Source organism: Rudanella lutea DSM 19387 (genome assembly GCF_000383955.1).
Lineage (GTDB): Bacteria > Bacteroidota > Bacteroidia > Cytophagales > Spirosomataceae > Rudanella > Rudanella lutea.
In genome coordinates this window covers 6,001,618-6,022,304 of sequence record NZ_KB913013.1, presented here as the reverse complement: position 1 = coordinate 6,022,304, position 20,687 = coordinate 6,001,618, and the positions used below count along the sequence as shown (strand labels likewise).

8 protein-coding genes and 1 CRISPR repeat array are annotated in these 20,687 nt (G+C 53.3%); of the genes, 4 read left to right on the top strand and 4 right to left on the bottom strand.

Features of this window, described 5'->3' with window-relative positions; genetic code table 11:
• Nucleotides 1-843 precede the first annotated feature (843 nt).
• The 3 genes from RUDLU_RS0124700 (at nt 844) to RUDLU_RS0124690 (ending at nt 11,431) form a co-directional block, all read left to right on the top strand.
• On the top strand, nt 844-2,145 hold the full coding sequence (locus tag RUDLU_RS0124700) for a lysyl oxidase family protein (RefSeq protein WP_245581746.1): 1,302 nt from the start codon (nt 844-846) through the stop codon (nt 2,143-2,145).
• 27 nt (nt 2,146-2,172) lie between these two features.
• On the top strand, nt 2,173-10,971 hold the full coding sequence (locus RUDLU_RS0124695) for a choice-of-anchor E domain-containing protein (protein ID WP_019991128.1): 8,799 nt from the start codon (nt 2,173-2,175) through the stop codon (nt 10,969-10,971).
• Nucleotides 10,972-11,050: 79 nt separating this feature from the next.
• On the top strand, nt 11,051-11,431 hold the full coding sequence (locus tag RUDLU_RS0124690) for a hypothetical protein (RefSeq protein ID WP_019991127.1): 381 nt from the start codon (nt 11,051-11,053) through the stop codon (nt 11,429-11,431).
• A 397-nt stretch (nt 11,432-11,828) separates the two neighbouring features.
• Nucleotides 11,829-14,144: direct repeats of the CRISPR family, unit length 37 nt; unit sequence GTCTTAATCCTTGTTGTAATGGATGTGCGACTCTGAC.
• 313 nt (nt 14,145-14,457) lie between these two features.
• On the opposite strand, the gene RUDLU_RS0124685 is transcribed toward RUDLU_RS0124690, so the two are convergent.
• The 3 genes from RUDLU_RS0124685 to RUDLU_RS0124675 all read right to left on the bottom strand — a co-directional run bounded on the left by RUDLU_RS0124685 (nt 14,458) and on the right by RUDLU_RS0124675 (nt 18,126).
• Nucleotides 14,458-15,234, bottom strand: a complete 777-nt coding sequence (locus RUDLU_RS0124685) for a hypothetical protein (RefSeq protein WP_157580444.1) — start codon at nt 15,232-15,234, stop codon at nt 14,458-14,460.
• 262 nt (nt 15,235-15,496) lie between these two features.
• Nucleotides 15,497-16,954: a PQQ-dependent sugar dehydrogenase gene (locus RUDLU_RS0124680; protein ID WP_169578076.1), complete on the bottom strand. Its 1,458-nt coding sequence runs from the start codon at nt 16,952-16,954 to the stop codon at nt 15,497-15,499.
• 128 nt (nt 16,955-17,082) lie between these two features.
• Nucleotides 17,083-18,126, bottom strand: a complete 1,044-nt coding sequence (locus RUDLU_RS0124675; protein ID WP_019991124.1) for an NAD(P)-dependent alcohol dehydrogenase — start codon at nt 18,124-18,126, stop codon at nt 17,083-17,085.
• A 206-nt stretch (nt 18,127-18,332) separates the two neighbouring features.
• Here RUDLU_RS0124675 and RUDLU_RS0124670 point away from each other — a divergent pair, with 206 nt between their 5' ends.
• On the top strand, nt 18,333-19,181 hold the full coding sequence (locus RUDLU_RS0124670) for a hypothetical protein (RefSeq protein WP_019991123.1): 849 nt from the start codon (nt 18,333-18,335) through the stop codon (nt 19,179-19,181).
• Between the two features lie 282 nt (nt 19,182-19,463).
• Here RUDLU_RS0124670 and RUDLU_RS0124665 read toward each other — a convergent pair whose 3' ends face one another.
• Nucleotides 19,464-20,612, bottom strand: coding sequence for a chromate transporter (locus RUDLU_RS0124665; protein WP_027303354.1), 1,149 nt, complete (start codon nt 20,610-20,612; stop codon nt 19,464-19,466).
• Nucleotides 20,613-20,687 lie beyond the last annotated feature (75 nt).

The following is a 20,687-nucleotide window of genomic DNA, read 5'->3' as shown; positions in this document are numbered from 1 at the left end:
GTGGTGACAGGTCTAGTCGACAAGATATTAAAGAGCGAAAAATTGAAAATTTATAATTGAATCTTTCCAAAAGCTTATCGAAAAAGGAACATTGCCTTGTCCGATTGAGCATGTTTACAAAACTTCTACGAGTTTTCGCGGAGCGGCAGCTTATCTCTACCCACCTCTTTGCTTGCCGTTACTGGGCTTGAAACTGTATAAAATATGCCTGACACCAAAAAGTCTACTATGGGTTTCCGATAAGCCACGTTTAAGGATATTTGCTCATCAATCCAAGCTGTAAAATAGAGAATTGTATAGCTATATATAACTCCATTATACGTAAAGAGAGCCTGCAAGGCCAAACTGTAGCACGCAAGTTGCATAATGAGGTTCTGGCAATTAAGTAAGTATTTATGCTTGGTATTCGCTGGCTGTGGTAGGCCGCAGAACGGGGGTGTTTGTAGATTGTCCACCAATAAATGCTGTTTATCACCCGAATGGTAAAGCGAACAGAAAAGTAGGCGGGTCTTTTGCAAGAAACCGTTCGAGCCATTGTATTGGCCTGAGCGTGCCCGGTCTATGAAGAATAATGTTTACAAAATTCACGCGTTTCGCGTTGCCGTTTCGTTGCTGTCCGTTCGCCCGGAAGAGCAACGGCCGGTGGGTATTCGATTGGGTGATTGGGTCGGGATGGGGCAGAGGGTGTCTAATCTGTTTGCCTTCTTTTGTAAACAACGGGTAGTAGAGAGAGCAACGTTTATAAACGAACCGTTCGCCCGAGTCCGCCCGATTAGTAACCGTTTAGGTGGTTGCACCCAATTCCTTCTTTGTCGGCTCCTTTACATTCTGGGTTTGTTCCTTGTGTTCTCGTTGCCGCCAACCGTTGGTCAGGGGCAAACGTTCGGTGCTCAGGGTGGCCCCATTCGCGACTTCAACGGGGTAGCCAAAGCCGATACCTTCCCAATCCGGGTGCAGGGTCTGCCGATCCGGATAAACCGGACGTTTGGCCTTGCCAAAGTGTGCCTGAGTGTATTTCACGCCCGCTCGTCCGACATAAAAGTCGAGCTCGTGAACCCGGCCGGAGCCAGTATTTGGCTCACCAACCGCAACGGGGGCGACAATGGGCAACATTATGCCAACACCTGTTTCCGGTCCAACGGCTTCTCAGGATACATTCATCTGGGTACAGCCCCGTTTGAGGGCGAGTACATTCCCGATGGGCGATTTACGTTTCTGAACAACGATACCGACCCTAACGGCCTCTGGTATCTGCTCGTAACCGATCTGCGGGCGGGGGTACGAGGCAACCTCAATACAGTTTCGCTTGCGTTCGAGACAGACCCGACGCCCAATGCCGGGCAACCGCCCTGTTCGTTTGAAAACCCCGCTTACTGCCAGTGCCCACCCGGCACCAACTGTGAGCTGCTCCCCGACCTGGTTATTCTGCCCCGGTTTACCCAGACTCAGATAAAAGAGTATGCCTGGAACGACCCCAATTACCCCGGTCAGCTACGCTTTGCCGCCAGTATAGGCAATATCGGCGATGGACCGCTCGAAACCTGGGGCAAACAGGAGTGGTACTGTGGCGACAAACGCGTCGATTCGACGTTACGCTGCCCCGACGGCTCGTATGCCCGGCAGCGTATCTACCAGCGTATTTACCAAAAAAAGGGCGATACCCTCATCGCCACCGACCGACCGGCGGGTACCAACTATTACGATAATCAGCCCGGACACAATCACTATCATGTCGACGACTGGGTAGAGTTTCGGTTAGTGAAAATAACCCCCGGTACACGCGCTTCTCCCCGCCGACGAGTGATTGCCAAAGGGCGTAAAGTCAGTTACTGCCTGTTCGATTCGGGCATTTGCAACAACAGCGACAGCCTCTGCACCTGCAACGGAACGGTGTACGGCGAGCGAAACCTGCCCAATTACGGGCTGGGCAACTATGGCGAATGCAAGTCCATGAAACAGGGCATCAGCGTAGGCGGGTACGACACGTACGGCGTGATGTACGAAGGTCAGTTTATCAAACTGCCCCGCGGACTGCCCAAGGGTACCTACCAACTCGAAATCGAGATAGACCCCACAGGTTCCATTCGGGAGCGCAACCGGGCCAATAACCTGTTTACCATGCCGATTCAACTTTCCAAACAATAATTCACTACCCATCTGATATACCTTGCAATGAAACGAAAACTACTTTTATGCCTAACCTTAACCCTCCTGTTGGGGGTACTAAGCCGTCAGCTAAGTTGGGCGCAATGCACCAACTGTGTAAACACGGCCGTAACGGGCGGTAATTATGACCTGACGGGCAATCAGACGCTTTGTATCACGGGCAACGTCGGTGATTTTAACCTGAACGTCAGCGGTACGGGTAACAAAATCTGCGTGGCTACGGGTGCAACCTGGACCATCGGGTTTGGTCTGAATTTCAACACCAGCCTGACCATTGATGTGTACGGGACCCTCAATGCCAACGGCAGCTACAACGTCAACGGAACGGGTAATCAGGCGGTGTTCAACATCAAGCCGGGGGCTACCATGAATACCAACACGCCCGGCTTTGGTAATTTGATTCGGATCAACAACGAAGGAACTCTCAATTTTACCAACACGGGAGCCATTACCAACGAGGGGTCGTTTACGCTCATCAATGCTACCACCGGCGTTGTGTCGGCCACGGCCACGACGTTGTTTAAGTTAGGTACGAACAGCTACGTGGAGAACGACAACCTGATGACGTTCTCGAACCTCGAAAATGCCGAGAGTGATATTCGGAATGCGCAGGGAGCAACCATCACCATTGGCCGGTATTTCTACAACCACGGTAACATCATCAACGACGGGCAGATTAACACTATCTGCGGACCGTTCGGAAGCGTAGCCTGTGAGTTTATTGTGGGCGATAAGGGACCGGGCAAAATATTCAGTATCAGTAATACCGGGTGCATGAGTGTGACTGGTACCACAACCTTCAATGGTCCCGGCTTTATAAACGGTACGCTCGAAATCACGGGGGATCTGACCATTAACAAACCCGTTTCGGGGGCCAATGGGCGCATCATTGTTAACAACGGGGTGAGTACCATCTCGTTATCAGGTGCCTACAATGGTACCAACATGACGTTCTGCGACAAGAATACGGCGGGCAATGGGTTTGATGTCGTGCAGGCTAATAACCCGGCCACTACCGTAGTCTACACGGTTAATTGCAGCCCGAATCTGTGCACTACGGCGGCTCCCTCTGCCTGCTGCACGAACGCGATCGAAAATGGTTCGTTTGAAGATGGGGCCTTTACCCAGACGACAACGTTTGGTGGTTTCCCGGCCATGGATGTTCAGTATGCCAGTAATGGTGGACCGTGGCCGCTCATCGGAAATATTTCGGGCTCAGACCCCGGCAAGTGGATTCAGGGTTCGGGCGCTAAAGACGGAACCAAGTTTTTGTGGGTAAAAGCTTTCGATAATGCGGTTCCTGGTTCGGTTTGTTTTGCGCTTAACCCTTACACCAGCACCTGCCTTACCGATGGTACACGGTACCGCGTCTCGGTTTGGGTGGCTGTGTATGACCCGGCCAATCCAACGGCGTCGGCTACTTTCCTGATGGATAACAACAATGGCACGGTTTACACACACCCGACGCCCATTGTTTCGACCTCTGCCACCAACAATCTGGCGGCACCGAACTGGCAACTGGTCACCTATGAATTTGATTTTAACTTTAGTGATGGCACACCTTATTTCAGTTTCAATAACGAAACTGCCAGTAGCCGCACTATGGGTATGTTGTTCGACGGCCTGGTTATTCAGGAGGTTTCATGCCCGGCGCTTTGTGTGGCCCCCACAAACCTTGTGCCCACAGCCAGCCCCGGCAGCGTAGCACCCGGTGCTACGGTAACCCTTGGCGTTTCGGCGAGTTACACCACGTCTGGCAGCACTACCTACACCTGGAGCGGTCCGGGCATCAGCAGCCCCACGGCTACTACGGTATCAAGTCGTACTGTAGCGGCTCCGGCCACGGCAGGCGTTTACACCTACACGGTATTGGTAAGCAACGGACCGAGCTGCACCGCTACCGCAACGCGTAGTGTAACGGTTGCGGCCCTCACGGATGGGTGCCCGGGTAATTTGTTGAGCAACGGGAGTCTGGAAAATGGGAATTTCAACAACTTCACCACCACTAATCCGAACATTTCCGGCACTTTAATGACCTATGGTGGTAGCCAGTCAGTCTTTTTGAGTGCAGACCCCGGCGGGAATACCTTGCCCGACACACCCATAACTGGTTTCAGGGCAAATACGGGGTATTGGGTCGATGCTACAACCAATGGAGGTCTGGGGGCCAAGGATGCAAACCGACTTTTTGCCATTCCGGCTAATGTGGGTGCTAACAAGTGCCTGTTCCCAAATTCATCGTTAGGGTTTGCGTACACAAGCGGCAATTGCTACCGAATTTGTTTTTGGGCAGCCCAGTTTGATCCCGCATCCCCAAATAACTCCGCACTAACTTCCATTTTCAATTTTGAATATGAAGACAGCTTTGGCGTATTGAGCCCTGGGGTAGCGTCTAATTTTTCAATTGCTCCCACGGCTACCAGTACAACAGGCTCTTTCCAGTCAATTTCATGGACATTGCCAGCCTCTACAAACGTTAAAACCACAACCGGTGCTACCTACACGGGTGCCGCTGGGCAAGTGGTAGACTGGAAGACGTTGAATTGGCAGTACATCTGTCTGGACTTTACGCCAGCCGTCACGTCTGACCGGATGCGGATATACCTCTCGACTACCAACACGAATAACGGTGTGGCTATCGACGGTATTTGTGCTACCGCCTGTTCGAACAGTGCGACTTGTGCTATTAACGTTACGGCCACCCCCGGCACGTGTAATTCAGCCACGAACCAATATGCCGTATCGGGCACTATCAGCCTTACAAACGCTGTAGCCGGCACAGCCACCATTACCGACGGAGCCAAAAGCACCACGGTTACGGTGCCAGCCGGTGCAACGTCGGTGGCTTACTCCCTGACCGGCCTCACCTCAGGCACGGGCTCGCACACCGTAACGGTGAGCCTCCCCGGTTGCGGCACAGCCACGGCCACCTATTCGGCCCCGGCCAGTTGCACGGTTCCCTGTACGCTGGCGGTCACCGCCAATGCAAGTAGTTGCGACCCCGCCACCAACAAATTCAGCGTAACCGGGCAACTTAGCTTTACCAATGCCCCCACGGCTGGTGTGCTACGCGTTCGGATACCCGGCAAAGGCTATCAGGACTTTACAGCGCCCTTTACCAGCCCACTCAGCTACTCAATTGGTGGGCTCAACTCCGATGGCCAAACGGGTACTGTCGTGGCCACGTTTAGTAATGGCACCTGCTCGGCAACGGCTGGTTATACAGCCCCGGTACTGTGTCTGCCATCGGCATGTGTTAGCCCCCAAACGGGCGGTGTGGAGTCCTACAGCTATGCTATTCCGCTAACGACAACGAACTGGACCCAGGCCATGCCGATGCCTAAGTTCGATACGCAGGGCGGCACGCGGGTGCTGAAATCGGTCATTTTTACGGTTAACCAGTCAATTAGAAACTGGGGCATAGCCGAAAGTCAGGATACTGAGGCCACGGAGGTTAATATTGAAACCACGGGGACTACATCGTTCTCGTTGAACGGAGTCGCGTTTGTCAGCAACGTATTCACGGCGACCAATTATCCCAAAACGGTCAGTGCTGCAGTTCTTGTCCCGGCAACCGGTTCCTGGCCGGGCGACAATACGGCATCCTCATTCCCCTCAACATTGCTGGCAATGCCGTTTGTCACGACGGCTTTGAATAGCCTGACCGACCCGACCCTGTCGCCGAGCTGGGTGACAAACGTGACTGGCGACCCGACGGACGACGATGACATGACGTATTTCGCTCCGGTGTTTTCGGATGGCTCCAAGTGCTTCTCATACAGTACAGCGGCAGATCTGGCGAACTTTACCGGCACGGGTAATCTCGATTTGAGAGCCAATGCACGCGGTGCTTCTCTTGTCAGTGGAGCTGGAAATCTGGTAACGCAGATTCGAACGGCGGCCGATGCCGTAGCTACTGTTACGTATGTGTACTGCGATGTTCTACTTGTTTGCTCGCTTACGGCGACTGCCACCCCCGGCACGTGTAATTCAGCCACTAACCAATATGCCATATCAGGCACTATCAGCCTTACAAACGCTGTAGCCGGCACAGCCACCATCACCGATGGAGTCAAGAGCACCACGGTTACGGTGCCAGCCGGTGCAACGTCGGTGGCTTACTCCCTGACCGGCCTCACCTCAGGCACGGGTTCACATACGGTAACGGTTAGCCTGCCCGGTTGCGGCACCGCTACGGCCATCTACGCGGCTCCGGCCAGCTGCACGGTGGCACCTTGTTCAACTTCAGCCACGGCTCAGGCCAACTGCAACAACAATGGCACGCTCGATGTCACTTCAGACGATTATGTCAACATCCTGCTGACGCCCTACAGTAATGTACAGGGAAGTCGCTTCATACTGACGGCCACTCAAAACGGTAACCCTATTAGCCTCAGCCTATCCGACGGCGGTTCGTTGACCGCCTTAAGCTACGCCTACCCTACACCCCTCCGCGCACCGCTTGGTTCGGCAGGAAATGGCAACATCACCCTGATCCTGACCGACGTGAGTAATACTACCTGCATTACACAAGTGACAGTGGTCGATCCGGGGGAATGTGCGGCCGCAGCATGCGTGGGTTCAAGCCCCCAGACAGTGACGCAATCGTACCGTACCCGCTTCCAGCCTACCGAGTTGAATAGTGTCCCTCTGTTATTATCTAAGTTCGACGATGGCGGAGGCACCCGGACGCTGACCGGCGTTAAGCTCTCCTACGGTATGTTTGAAGGAACTAATCTGCTTTTTGAGAATACCGCTGCTACCCCCTCGGTGTTCCGACCTACCGTAACCGCTGACATCTTTATTGATCTGGGTGCCACAAACCTGTCTACCGCAACGCTCACTGCAACTCCTGGTTCGCAAACCGCACCGGCCAGTATTACCGTAGCCGCTCAGGGAACCTATGGTGGTGATGTACTATACGGGAACCCGCCCATCCAACGACTGTCGACGTTGTATGGCATGGGGAGCTGGCTGGATAATGTAATGATCGACATCTACAGTGATCCCCGCCTGGATTCTCGCTGGGTAACTAATGCAACGGGTAACCCCACTTCGGACGATGATATCTATGTGATGCCGCCCCAGAGCCTGACGTTCAGTGGGACCAACAGCTATTCAGCAACAGGCGATTTGGCGCAGTTCATTGGGGCGGGGCAGATTCCGCTAACAGCTTCAACCCTCAATGGTTTGACGCTTTCGGGAGGTGGTGGTAACCTGATTTACCGGCAATGGACACAGGCATATGCATATGCTACGGTGGAGTACACCTACATTTGTAATAGCTGTACGCTGGTCGCTACGGCTACGCCCGGCACATGTAACTCAGCCACCAACCAGTACACGGTTTCTGGCACGGTCAGCCTAACGAACAATTTAGGAGGTGGCACGGCTACCATCACCGATGGAGCCAAGAGCACCACGGTTAGTATACCAGCCGGTGCAACGTCGGTGGCTTACTCCCTGACCGGCCTGATTTCAGGTACAGGCTCGCATACGGTAACGGTGAGCCTACCCGGTTGCGGTACGGCAACGGCGACCTACAACGCTCCGGCCAGCTGCACGGTGGCTTGTCCGAGTCCAAATTGCTTCACCTTAGCGGGGCAACAAATGCCAATGGTCTTCCAATTCGGCTACGTTGGCTTCGGCACTTACACAACCAACAGCGGTAGCTTAACGACAGCAACTGCTATCTCTTCCGCTGCGCCAAATCTGGTGAACGTGATCACGTCATCCAACATCGGCTTGGTCGGAGGGAACCTGATCACGCTCAGTACGCCCATGCAATTTGCCGTGGGCAGTACATACACCCAAACTTTCACAACGGCATCCGGCAGTTTCACCGCTAACCTGACGGTAAATTCGAGTGTCATTACAGGTCCCTATGCCCGGGAGGTTGAAGCCGTTGGTTTCATTAGCAGTAGCAACGCTGCCTTTGCTCTAACGCCTATTCTGTACTCGGCTTCGTACACCCAAAACCTGGGGTCTGGACAAATTAATGCGTCGTTCACACTGAGTAGTAAGGCTCCTTCCTGCGGTAACCTCAACACGATTTGTCCGGGTAGTACTCAATCTGTGACGCTCACGGCGCAGGCGGGAATTACCAACGTAGTTTGGCGAGATAGTACAACTAATTCAATCATCGGTACGGGCAGCACGTTGATCGTTGTTGGCACAGAGTCATTCCTGGCCGGCGGATACGAAGCCGTTTATTATGAGGGGGTTGATGCCAACGGTTGCGTGGGTAAGTTGTGTTGTATGGAGCGGATAAGCGTTACAAAAGTCACTGCTACGGCTACGCCCGGTACGTGTAATCCGGCTACCAACCAGTACGCGGTATCAGGTACGGTCAGCCTGACGAGTGCCACGGCCGGCACGGCTACCATCACCGACGGCGCGGTCAGCACAACGGTGACTATTCCAGCCGGTGCAACGGCTGTGGCTTACTCTCTCACAGGCCTGACCTCGGGCACGGGCTCGCACACCGTGACGGTGGGCCTGCCCGGCTGCGGCACGGCCACAGCGACATACACAGCCCCGGCCAGCTGCTCGGTAGCTGCTACTATCAATGTTACTTCGGCCACGGTATGCTACGGCAACACGGCCACACTGACGGCCGCTGGTTGTACGGGCTCGGTAACGTGGAGCAACGGTACATCGGGCAATACGCTTGTGACTCCTACGCTTACGCAGACCACAAGCTATACGGCCACTTGCACCACAGCCAGTGCGACTACCTTTGCCGTGGGAACGGTGACGGTGCTGCCACAGCCGGTGCTTAACCTCTCGGCCAGCTCAACTTTAGTAACAACCGGTACGAACGTGACGCTGACCGCTTCGGGTTGCGCCGGTACAGTCAACTGGAGCAACGGTTCAACGGGAGCCAGCATCATCGTCACCCCGACTCAGCCGACCCAAACCTACTCGGCTACGTGTACGACCGGTCCTGCTTGTTTCACGACGGCTTCGATTGTTGTGAACACCGAGGAGCCTGCCAACCTAGTGGTTACTTCGGCCACTATCTGCGCGGGTTCATCGGCTACCTTAACGGCCGCTGGTTGTGCAGGGACGGTGACCTGGAGCAACGGCACAACGGGCAACACACTCGTAACGCCCGCTTTGACCCAGACCACCAGCTACACCGCCACCTGTACCACGGCTACGTCAACTACGTTTGCCGTGGGTACGGTGACGGTCAACCCGGCCGTGACGGCCACCATCAGTGCGGGCAGTCTGAGCATCTGTGCGGGCCAAACCACCACCCTCACAGCCTCGGGTGGGGCCACCTATCTGTGGAGCACTGGAGCCACCACAGCATCCATTTCAGTAAGTGCAGCGGGTACGTATTCGGTCACGGCTACATCGACGGCCGGTTGCTCGGGTACATCGGCGATCACCATCGTGGAGAATCCGGCGCCAATCATAACCGTTAGCTCGGCCTCGATCTGTGCGGGCGGCATGGCCACCCTCACCGCGTCGGGGGCGGATACCTACCGCTGGAATACGGGGGCAACGACCCAGTCCATCAGTGTGAGTGTGGCCGGGACCTACTCGGTGACGGGCACATCCGCTGCGGGTTGCTCGGCTACGGCTACTGGCTCGCTCACCGTCTTTGGCCAACCGACCATCAGTCCGGCCATTCTGCCTGCGGCCACCGTGGGCGTCACCTATAGCCAAACCCTGACGGGCAACGGCGGTAAAAGTCCATACACCTTTGCGGTGGTAGCGGGTAGCCTGCCCCAGGGTCTGAACCTGTCGACAGATGGTGTGCTGGCGGGAACACCCACAGACAACGCGCCGGCGAGCTTTACCGTTAGCCTCACCGATGCCAACGGCTGCACGGCCGTACAACCTTACAGTACCACCGCGACGGGCTTACCCAAGCTCGAACTGAACAAGCTGGTGAGCAAGCGGCAGGCGCAGGTAGGCGAAGTAGTGAGCTTTACGGTAGTGCTGGCCAACACGGGACTAGCTTCGGCCACGGGCGTAGTGGTGAGCGATACCCACACGGCGGGAATGAGCATTCTGCCCGGTTCAGTGACCGTCTCGACAGGTAGCTTCACGCCGGGTCTGAACGGGGGGCAATGGGCCATAGCCAGCCTGCCCGCTGGTACCACGGCTACGCTGACCTACTCAGCCAGCATCACCGGCGAAGGCCTTGTCTACAACACAGCGAGCATACCCGGCACCCCGACTACGGATGTAAAAACGTGCCTGACGGTTCCGATGCAGGTATGTCAGGGCGCGCCCTTCGCTATCAAGGTGAATGCGCCCGAGGGGTATAGCCGCTACCAGTGGTATCTCACCGCGCCGGGTGCAACAAGCTCGACGCTGGTGGCCGATGGTACCCTCAACAGTTTCACGGCCACCCTGCCGGGTAGCTATAGTGTACTCATTGACGGCGGGTTGGCCAATACCTGCCCCAGCCAGGGGTGCTGCCCGGTTGTGATTGAGGAGGTAGCCGTACCGTCGTACTCAGCGTTGGTGAAAAACAGCAGTTGCGTGGGCAGTACTCCGCAGGCCGACGGTCAGATCACGCTGGTGAATCTGGGCACGGCGGGCCGCTACTATTATCAAGTCTCGCCGGGTACCAGTTTTGACTCGGCTGGGGCAAGTGCAGTAGCTGCAATCCCGGCCAACGGGGTGGTGTCTACGGGTCTGCTACCGGGTAACTACACGGTGCGGGTATGGCTGATGATCAAAGGTCAGCCAGCTTGCCCGCGGGATTTGACAGTGGCTGTGGTGGAGACCTGCGCCTGCCCGACCAATGTTTGCGTACCGGTGGTTGTGCGTAAGATTAAGTAGTCTGTTCGACTGGGTAAAACGGGGCGGCAAATAACCTGACGCCGGTTTTACCCAGTCATTCCTACAACCGTTTTATCAGATGTCTACGTTAAAGCAACAAATCAGCTCGTTTCTTTATCTGCGAGCCAGCATTCTCCGGGCCATCGCGTACGGCGATCTATCCGGTGCGGAGATCATGGCCATCGCCCAAATTAACCCAGGTAGCTTAACCCTTCGGCGGCAGAATCCGGACCTCTGGACAATTGACGAATTGGGCAGGTTATCGGTAGCACTGGGGCATGAAGCCACCACCCTGAAAGCGATTCGTCAATTAGCTTCGCTGTTGATGTTACTGCCCGATTCTAAACAGCGGCAGGTTTTGCAGCGGGCACAGTTGACCCGGCGAAAACTGTTGGTTCGTCAAACGAACTACAATTATTGGAAGGTTTGGGAGTTGCAACGAATTGCCGAGGCTTTGTAATGCCCTCAGCAGGGGGGTGGCCACAAAGCCACGTGGAAGCCGCAAGCAATACTGTGGCCCACCCGTACGTAATTTGAGGAGGGGGCCATCCGATAACGCGTTACTTAATCACTTGTATAGACCTGTAAGGACTCGGGAACGGCATCAGCCGCCCGCCTTACAGGTTTCTTGTTTTTCAGGCTGGTCGCAACGCAAGTTTATAAACTGGTCCTCGTTTTCGCCAAACCTTACAGGTCTCAAAGACCTGCAAGGTTTAACCGTCTCGTGTCAATCAGGCCGGTCTCCTTTTGCGGAAGAGGTTCCCTCAAGAGATGTCATCTCGTTTGGAGAGATGACATCTCTGTCTGTTTTGTGGGCTTCCACCAAATCGTACAGTTCTCAAATACCTGCAAGTTTAACCGTAATCCTTGTTGTAATGGAAGTGCGACTCTGACTGGACTCTGCGGATTTTTACGCTGCGGAGAAAACGTCTTAATCCTTGTTGTAATGGATGTGCGACTCTGACTCCGCTTAAAGCAGGAGTGGTTGAACTCTTGGGAGTCTTAATCCTTGTTGTAATGGATGTGCGACTCTGACACTTGGTGTTTGAGGGCTTAGTGCCCGATGAAAACACAGTCTTAATCCTTGTTGTAATGGATGTGCGACTCTGACCATTGAACGCTTTCTCGCAGTGGGTGCCTCGGAATAAGTCTTAATCCTTGTTGTAATGGATGTGCGACTCTGACTGCAACAACAACCGTCGTAAACTTATTTCAGGCAGAGGGTCTTAATCCTTGTTGTAATGGATGTGCGACTCTGACTTACAAACTTGTAGAGAGACAAGTTCTCTCGAACAAGGTCTTAATCCTTGTTGTAATGGATGTGCGACTCTGACCCAAGGGGATTAATCCCGATCGGTGCAGACCCGTTTTTTGTCTTAATCCTTGTTGTAATGGATGTGCGACTCTGACATCATGACGGTTGAACAAGGGGTATTTCAAAAAAAGAGTCTTAATCCTTGTTGTAATGGATGTGCGACTCTGACCATCTTAAATGCCATAAGCATCCTTCGGGATAAAGTGTCTTAATCCTTGTTGTAATGGATGTGCGACTCTGACTAAAGGCTTATCTTGACAAACATCCTAATGTTGTTTACGTCTTAATCCTTGTTGTAATGGATGTGCGACTCTGACTAAAGGATTTCCTTACCTTTCTTCGTAATGAAGGCTTGTCTTAATCCTTGTTGTAATGGATGTGCGACTCTGACACGGTTGACATGGAGTGTCGGGCTCACTTGGAGGGTCTTAATCCTTGTTGTAATGGATGTGCGACTCTGACAAATTGGTTGTAGAATTGATGGATCTTGAAAGATCGTCTTAATCCTTGTTGTAATGGATGTGCGACTCTGACTTTGCCTAATCCTTTCATTAGCCTGTCTGCTCTTATGAGTGTCTTAATCCTTGTTGTAATGGATGTGCGACTCTGACACCCCGACACGACCAAGCTCGTCAAGCGGACTGATCCCGACAGGTCTTAATCCTTGTTGTAATGGATGTGCGACTCTGACGTTTGTGCATGATTTGACGAAAGTAAAGGTATCATTGTCTTAATCCTTGTTGTAATGGATGTGCGACTCTGACAAAAGGTAACGCTCCTCTTCGGTTGGGGTTTGAACTGTCTTAATCCTTGTTGTAATGGATGTGCGACTCTGACATTATATGGTGGCATTTCAGGGGAGAGTGCTCAAGGTGGTCTTAATCCTTGTTGTAATGGATGTGCGACTCTGACCACGCTATTTTAGCCGACTGCAACAACCGATTAAGTCTTAATCCTTGTTGTAATGGATGTGCGACTCTGACACGAGAAATACGTATCTACCTTAGGATGACGTCTTAATCCTTGTTGTAATGGATGTGCGACTCTGACGCAAGGCAGAGGAAGTACCCCCGTTCAACTCGCTCATCATGTCTTAATCCTTGTTGTAATGGATGTGCGACTCTGACCTGCGTTAATTGTTTTCTTTCATCAGTGTGTCTTACTATCTTAATCCTTGTTGTAATGGATGTGCGACTCTGACCAACTATTGCAGCCGAACAGGGCTGCGATGATGAGTCTTAATCCTTGTTGTAATGGATGTGCGACTCTGACCCAGAATTGGATTTCTTGATCATCTGTATCAAGGTCTTAATCCTTGTTGTAATGGATGTGCGACTCTGACAGAAATGTCCAGAAGCCTTTGCTACCAGAGACAAAAGGCTGTCTTAATCCTTGTTGTAATGGATGTGCGACTCTGACGGCAAATTACAAACCAAATCAAAATCAAGTCGATGTCTTAATCCTTGTTGTAATGGATGTGCGACTCTGACAGCTGGACACGAACGATATACCCAAGGAAACAGAGTCTTAATCCTTGTTGTAATGGATGTGCGACTCTGACTATATATAAGTTGATTACAATATGTGGTGACGCTTACGTCTTAATCCTTGTTGTAATGGATGTGCGACTCTGACTCAAAGCAAAAGAGTTATCACAGCGCAAGCATAAACCAACGTCTTAATCCTTGTTGTAATGGATGTGCGACTCTGACAACGATTATATCGTTGTTAAAGGTTGGGAAAGTTACGTCTTAATCCTTGTTGTAATGGATGTGCGACTCTGACTCCATTCGGTATGTATAAGGGGAAAAACCTAAAAGAGTCTTAATCCTTGTTGTAATGGATGTGCGACTCTGACCGTTCAAGTGGTGACAAGCCTGATTGACAATATGTTAAAGAGCGTAAAATTGGAAATTTATAATTGAATCTTTCCAAAAGCCTATCGAAAAAGGAACATAACCCCGTCCGATTGGGCAATTTTACAAAACTTTTGTGAGTTCCGAAGGGCATACGACCTCATTTTACCCATGCGCGCATATAAAACCCTATCTAGTAAAAACCACTTCACAAACCGGTACTACCTCGATAAAGTACATGGCCCTGAAGAGCCAATCAATGACCTTCAGGGCTAATTTATGCGTTACGTATATAGGGTACCGTTTGTTTACGCTTTAGGGCATCACGCGCAGGGTCTTTCGGAAGTTGTACGCCAGCATCACATTCCACATAAAGTTCTTATTGCCGGGTATATCAGAACGGAACGTCTGGTTGATCGTAGATTGTACGGTAAGCGGCAACCCCTTTTTTGATACGATGGCCGTGCCCGAAAAATAGCTGCCGCTATGGTCGTCAACTTTCAGGAAAAACACCGTCGGGATAAGCGTCAGCCGGAAATCCCCGCCCACGTTGAGGTTAGAGAAACTGTTGTTCAAGAAGAGAACATTAGTCTGTTGTGGGCCGTGTTGCTGCAACCCGTTTCCGTGCAAATACACCGCACTGAGGGTCCAATTCGGGGTAATCTGGTACGCCGGTACAAGTTCGCCCGCGGCAAAGCGGAGCATTTCGGTAATCTCCCGGTCAGTGCCGCTCTCGCTGATCATTTTGCGCACGAGCGAAAACGCCGGGTGAACGCCCACCCGCAGGCTGAACCGCTTTTGCTCTATCAGCCGGTAGCGAAACCAGAAGATAAAGCCCCCTTTGCTGGCATCCGACACCAGCCGGATGTCGGGGTCAAAATTAAACCGGTTTTTGCGCCAGTAGAAGTTCATGATGGCGGCTGGTCGGTTCAGCGAGAACGTCGGGACAATGGAAAACCCGTTGTTAGTAATACCTATTGAGCCGGAGAAAGTAGAAATGAGTTTGGTACTGTCGGTCGATGATTGGCCGGCGCTGAGGCCCGGCATACATCCAAAAAAAACAACGAGGGTGAGCGTAATAAAACGAAACATCAAAAGACTGTTATAGAACAAGTTGGTCGATTGGGTGCAAAGGTAGCGCCCGCGCATACGCCTGCCTGTATCTATTTTACGGTTTTACCTACCAGTTTTACCGATCACCGGGTTACTTATTTTTGGGGTGTATAGATTTGAGTAAAAATCGGATGGCATGGGTGGCCCGTGCGCGTATCGTGAACAGAGAGCGAGCTAAAGGTGAAAGAGAGAAAGCTAAAGGTGAAAGAGTGAAAGAGTGAATAAAAGCTCAGCCACTCTTTCACTCTTTGGTAATCCTGACCAGCGCATCCGGCGCATTCGTGAGCACATACAGCGCGCCTTCGGGGCCAATTTTCAGATCGCGCACCCGGCCGTAGCCTTTAAGCAGTACCTCCTGTTCGAGTACCTTGTCGCCAGCCACAACCAACCGCCTGATTTCTTCAAATTTGAGCGCCGTGACCAGCAGGTTATTTTGCCAGCGGGGAAACTGCCCGCCGGTGACAAATTCAATCGCGCTGACAGCAATAGAGGGCGTCCAGTAGGTGAGGGGCTGCTCCATGCCCGCCCGTTGGGTTTCGGTCGAGACAATGCTGCCGTTGTAGTCGATGCCGTAGGTGATGACCGGCCAGCCGTAGTTCGCTCCTTTTTTCAGGATGTTGAGTTCGTCGCCCCCCTGCGGGCCGTGTTCGGTGGCGTAAATGACGCCGGTAGCCGGATGCTGCGCCAACCCCTGCACGTTGCGATTACCCCAACTGTAAATGGCCTGCAACACGTTTGGCTGGCCATAAAGCGGGTTGTCTTTCGGGATAGAGCCGTCGGGGTTAATCCGGTACACTTTGCCCGATGGTCGGGTCAAAATCTGGGAATCGTTCGCCCGGTTCATATCGCCGATGGTGAAGTAGAGATGGCCTTGCTTATCGAACAGAAACCGGCATCCCCAGCGTGTGCCGCCCGTAACCAGCAGCGAGTCGGGCACCTGAAACAGAGTCTGTTCATCAACCCATTGATGGTCGCGCAGTTTGCCGCGCACAATTTTGGTCATGCCGGGCGTCTTTTTGTCCGTGCTATTTTGGGGATTATGGCTAAATCCGAGGTAGATCCAGCCGTTGGTTTTGTAGTTCGGGTCAAGAGCTAAATCCATCAGTCCGCCGACCAGATCGGTGCCGTAAACTTTGGGCAGACCGATGATCTTCTGCGGGTCAAGCTTGCCATTTTCGAGCATGTACAGGTCCCCGTTTTTTCCGGTAATCAGGGCGCGGGTGGCGTCGATAAACTCCAGACCCCAGGGGCTGTTCAGACCCTCGGTTACCAGCTTTTCGATCTTCAGGTTGTAGTGCTTGGTCTGTACGCTCAACGGCAAATCTGCCTTTTTGAGCAGTTGGGGGGCGGTTTGGGCGTTGACTATAAAATCCGTAACTGCTTCTATTTCCCTGGCCGACAGAATGCCTTCAAACTTCATCATCTCGGTGGTAGGTACACCCTGCCGGATGGTTTTCAGAATTGAAGCCCGGTCGCCCCCGTGTTTCCACTCTTTTTTAATCAGGGCGGGCCCGGCGCTACCCTGCATTTGCCCCCCGTGGCAGCCAGCACACTGGTTTTTGTAGATGATCTGCGCGTTTTGGGCTACCGAAGGGACCGACGTTGCCACACAGGCAGCCATCAGGCTTAGTCGTGTATATCCCCAAAACTGGGTTAACCCCTCGTTTATCTGCGCTGTAAATGGTATCCGGTTTTTCATCTGAATTATTTGCTGCCGAGGCTACTTTCTACAATGTAAAGCCGTTTGGATGAATAGTATAACCGGCAGGGGAAGCGCATAAAAAAGCCCGGCCCTCGTCAGGGCCGGGCAATTACAGAATATACAGACTACAGGGTGGCCATATCGATTACAAACCGGTAGCGCACATCGCCTTTCAGCATCCGGTCGTAAGCCTGATGGATGTCTTTGATGTTGATCAGCTCAATGTCCGACACGATGCCTTTCTCGGCGCAGAAGTCGAGCATTTCCTGAGTTTCGGCGATGCCACCGATCCCCGACCCGGCAATGCTCTTACGACCTGTAATGAGGCTAAATGCTTTAATGGCCGAAGCGGTTGGGGGCGCACCCACGCAGATATGTACCCCGTCGACTTTCAACAGAGAGAGGTACGGTTGGTAGTCGTGCTCGGCCGACACCGTGTCCAGAATAAAGTCGAACGAACCTCTGACTTTTTTGAACTGCTCGCGGTCGCTGGTAACCACAAAATTGTGTGCGCCCAGCCGCCTGGCGTCGGCTTCTTTGGCGGGCGACGTACTGAGCACGGTCACCTCAGCACCCATCGCCACGCCAAATTTAACGCCCATGTGGCCCAGACCGCCCAGACCGAGTACGGCCAGTTTCTGCCCCGGCTGAAGTTTCCAGTGCCGCAGGGGCGAGTAGGTGGTGATACCTGCACAAAGCAACGGGGCTGCTGCCGCCAGATCCAGGTTTTCGGGGATGCGCAATACGAAGTCTTCGTTCACCACGATGGTGTTCGAATAGCCGCCATAGGTTGGGGTTTTCTTGTCCTGCTCAAGGCCGTTGTACGTTTGGCTGTTGCCGTTGTAGCAGTATTGTTCCAGACCCTGCTGGCACGATTCGCAGGTGCGGCACGAGTCGACCATGCAGCCCGTGCCGGCCAGATCGCCCACCTTGAATTTAGTTACGGCGCTGCCCACGGCCACAACCCGCCCCACAATCTCGTGGCCGGGAACCATCGGGTAAATACTGCCGCCCCATTCGTCGCGAATCTGATGCAGGTCGGAGTGGCAAACGCCACAGTACAAGATATCAAACTGCACATCGTGTGGGCCTACCTCCCGGCGTTCGAAACTCCAGGGGGCGAGATCCGTATCTTTGTTTTGCGCGGCATAACCTTTCGCTGCAACCATAAACTGTAGAGGGTTAAATAGATTAAATTGCTGGTGATGTTTTGAGAGCCCGTAATCGAGAGTGCCACTAAAATCCAAATGTCGAAGGCATAGACAAGCTACTCTTTATGGCACTTAATAAACGGGTCGATGCAACGCTCGTTTGCTTAATCAACTCTATGTTTAGTAAATGGTTGTGCGTACACAGTTCTAAACCCCTGAAACGGATGAAACCCCACCTTTACCTGCTGTGCTTCCTGCTTATTGGCATTGGGTGCAGCGCCACCGCGCAAACGTATGTTGGCAGTACGCCCGCCCATGCCACCGTGCGCGAATTTCTCCAGATTTCGGCCACCGATTCCATTGATTTTATCCGGTGGAAGCTCGAACTGAAACCTGAAAAGTTTACCCTTCAATGTCAGTACGGCCTGTCGAAACCGAGTACGAATGGATTTTCTAATGAGCAACGTGTCGCATTTGACGGTAAACTTACCCGTTCTGAAACTGGGTATCAACTGACGCACCATAACAAGCAGCTTGCTATTGCGGAGCTGAATGCCAATGTGCTTCATCTGCTGGATAGCAGCAACGGCATGCTGATCGGAAACGGCGGGTACAGTTACGCCCTGAACAACGCCAGCCCGGTGCCGACAAACGAAGTGCATGTTCGGGCCAGGCCAACCAATGTCTCAAGCCCCCTTGTGTTTGAAGGCCGAACCCCGTGTAACCAAATACCCGGCCTGCTTGGCATTACCAAAAGCGACGCCTGCATCAAAATAAAATGGTATTTTCAGCTCCACAGCGATTCGCTAACGGGTAAACCCACGTACTTTCAGTTGGCCGGAAACGGCTATCGAAAAGAGCACATGGCAAGAGGTACGTGGCAAATCAGTACCGAACCAGATGGCCGCATAGTCTATCTTCTCAGCTTCGATCAATGGTCTCAGCCCCTCCGCTTGCTTAAGGGCGACGATAATATTCTGTTCTTTGCTGGCGCCGATGGGTTGCCGCTCGTTGGGAATGAAGATTTTAGCTACACCTTGAACCGCAGAAAAGCACCCTACCCCCGCCGGTAAAATAACCTGCGTTACGGGTAATATGAATTAAAAGTGTTTGATTGACAGATAGTTGCTGGTTGGCGCGTGGGCCCTCGGCAGGCTCAGCCGAATATGCGGTACCCCGTTGGGACCCGGGCTGGCACTTGGTTTGAAGGTTACCCGTCAGCCTGAGCCGGTCAAAGACCTACGCGCCAGCCATTTTGGATAAATCAGCAATGGGGCTGGTTTGCCAGCCCCGGCTCCCAATTAAAGAAGATGCCCCGGCCGTCAATTAAAAAAAGTGGCTCAGCGGCTGGTCTCTCAAAAAAAATACCGCAGCAGGAGCCCGGCCAAAGCGGCTCCACCAATGAGCGCCAGTTCGGGGAGTTTGGGAAACCGGTACAGCAAGCCAATGCTTGTGAGCGCAAGGCCGACCGCGGGTATGTCGGTGAGTTGCCGACGTGCGAGCACAACCACCGCCCCCGCAATAGCCCCGACGGCGGCTATCGTGATACCATCGACAAAGGCCTTTACACCGGGGTGCTTACCCCAGCGCCGAAAGTAAGGCGCGGGCAGAATGGTGAACAGGTAGCAAGGCAGAAATGTAGCCAGCGCCGACACGCAGGCCCCCGGAAAGCCCGCGACCAGATACCCGATAAACGCGACCGTTATCACCACCGGGCCGGGGGTGATCATGGCCACCGCTACCGCATCAAGAAATTGCTGTTCGGTCAGCCAGCCGTATTCCTTCACCACGCCCCCGTACAGAAAAGGAACAATGGCCAGCCCACTTCCGAACACAAAAGCCCCCGCTTTGGTGAAAAATAAGGCCAGTTTCCACAGAATAGAGTCAGTTGGGAGGGCGAGCGCCTGCGCCAGCACAAGGGCCACACTATTGCCGGTATTGAACCGGATAAGGCCGGGCCGACGGTTGACCAGCCAGTAAACTCCGCCCGACAAGAGAACGAGCCAGAGCAGCTCGGTTTCGGTGAGGATGGTTGCCCCCGCCGAAATACCCAATAAGATCCAGCCGAGCGGGTCGTCGGCCCGAACGGTTTTACGGGTAAGCCGGTAGGTGCCAACGGCAATTATCCCGATTACGGCGGCCCCAATCCCGTAGAAAAGGGCCTGCATGGGGGGAAGCCCCTCAAACTGTACATAGGCCACGCCCAGCGCCAGCACCATGATAAACGAGGGAATCACAAAGGCAACTCCGGTGAGAGTAGCTCCCCACACGCCATAATGCACATAGCCGAGGTAAATAGCTAGTTGGGCGGCCAGCGGGCCGGGGGCCAGCTGGGCTAAGGCGAGCCCTTCGCGGTAGTCGGTCTCGGCTATCCAGCCCCGCTCGGCAACCAGATCCCGGTGCATGGCGCTCACAAGGGCCGGGGGGCCACCAAAGCCCAGTGTGCCTAAACGCAGAAAATAACGAACCAGATCGGTGAGTGAATAAGAAGCTTTTGTGGTCATAACGGTCGAAAAGGGGCCCGATACACTTGCCGGGCCACCCAATCGACGCAAGAATACAGGCGACCGAAGGACTCA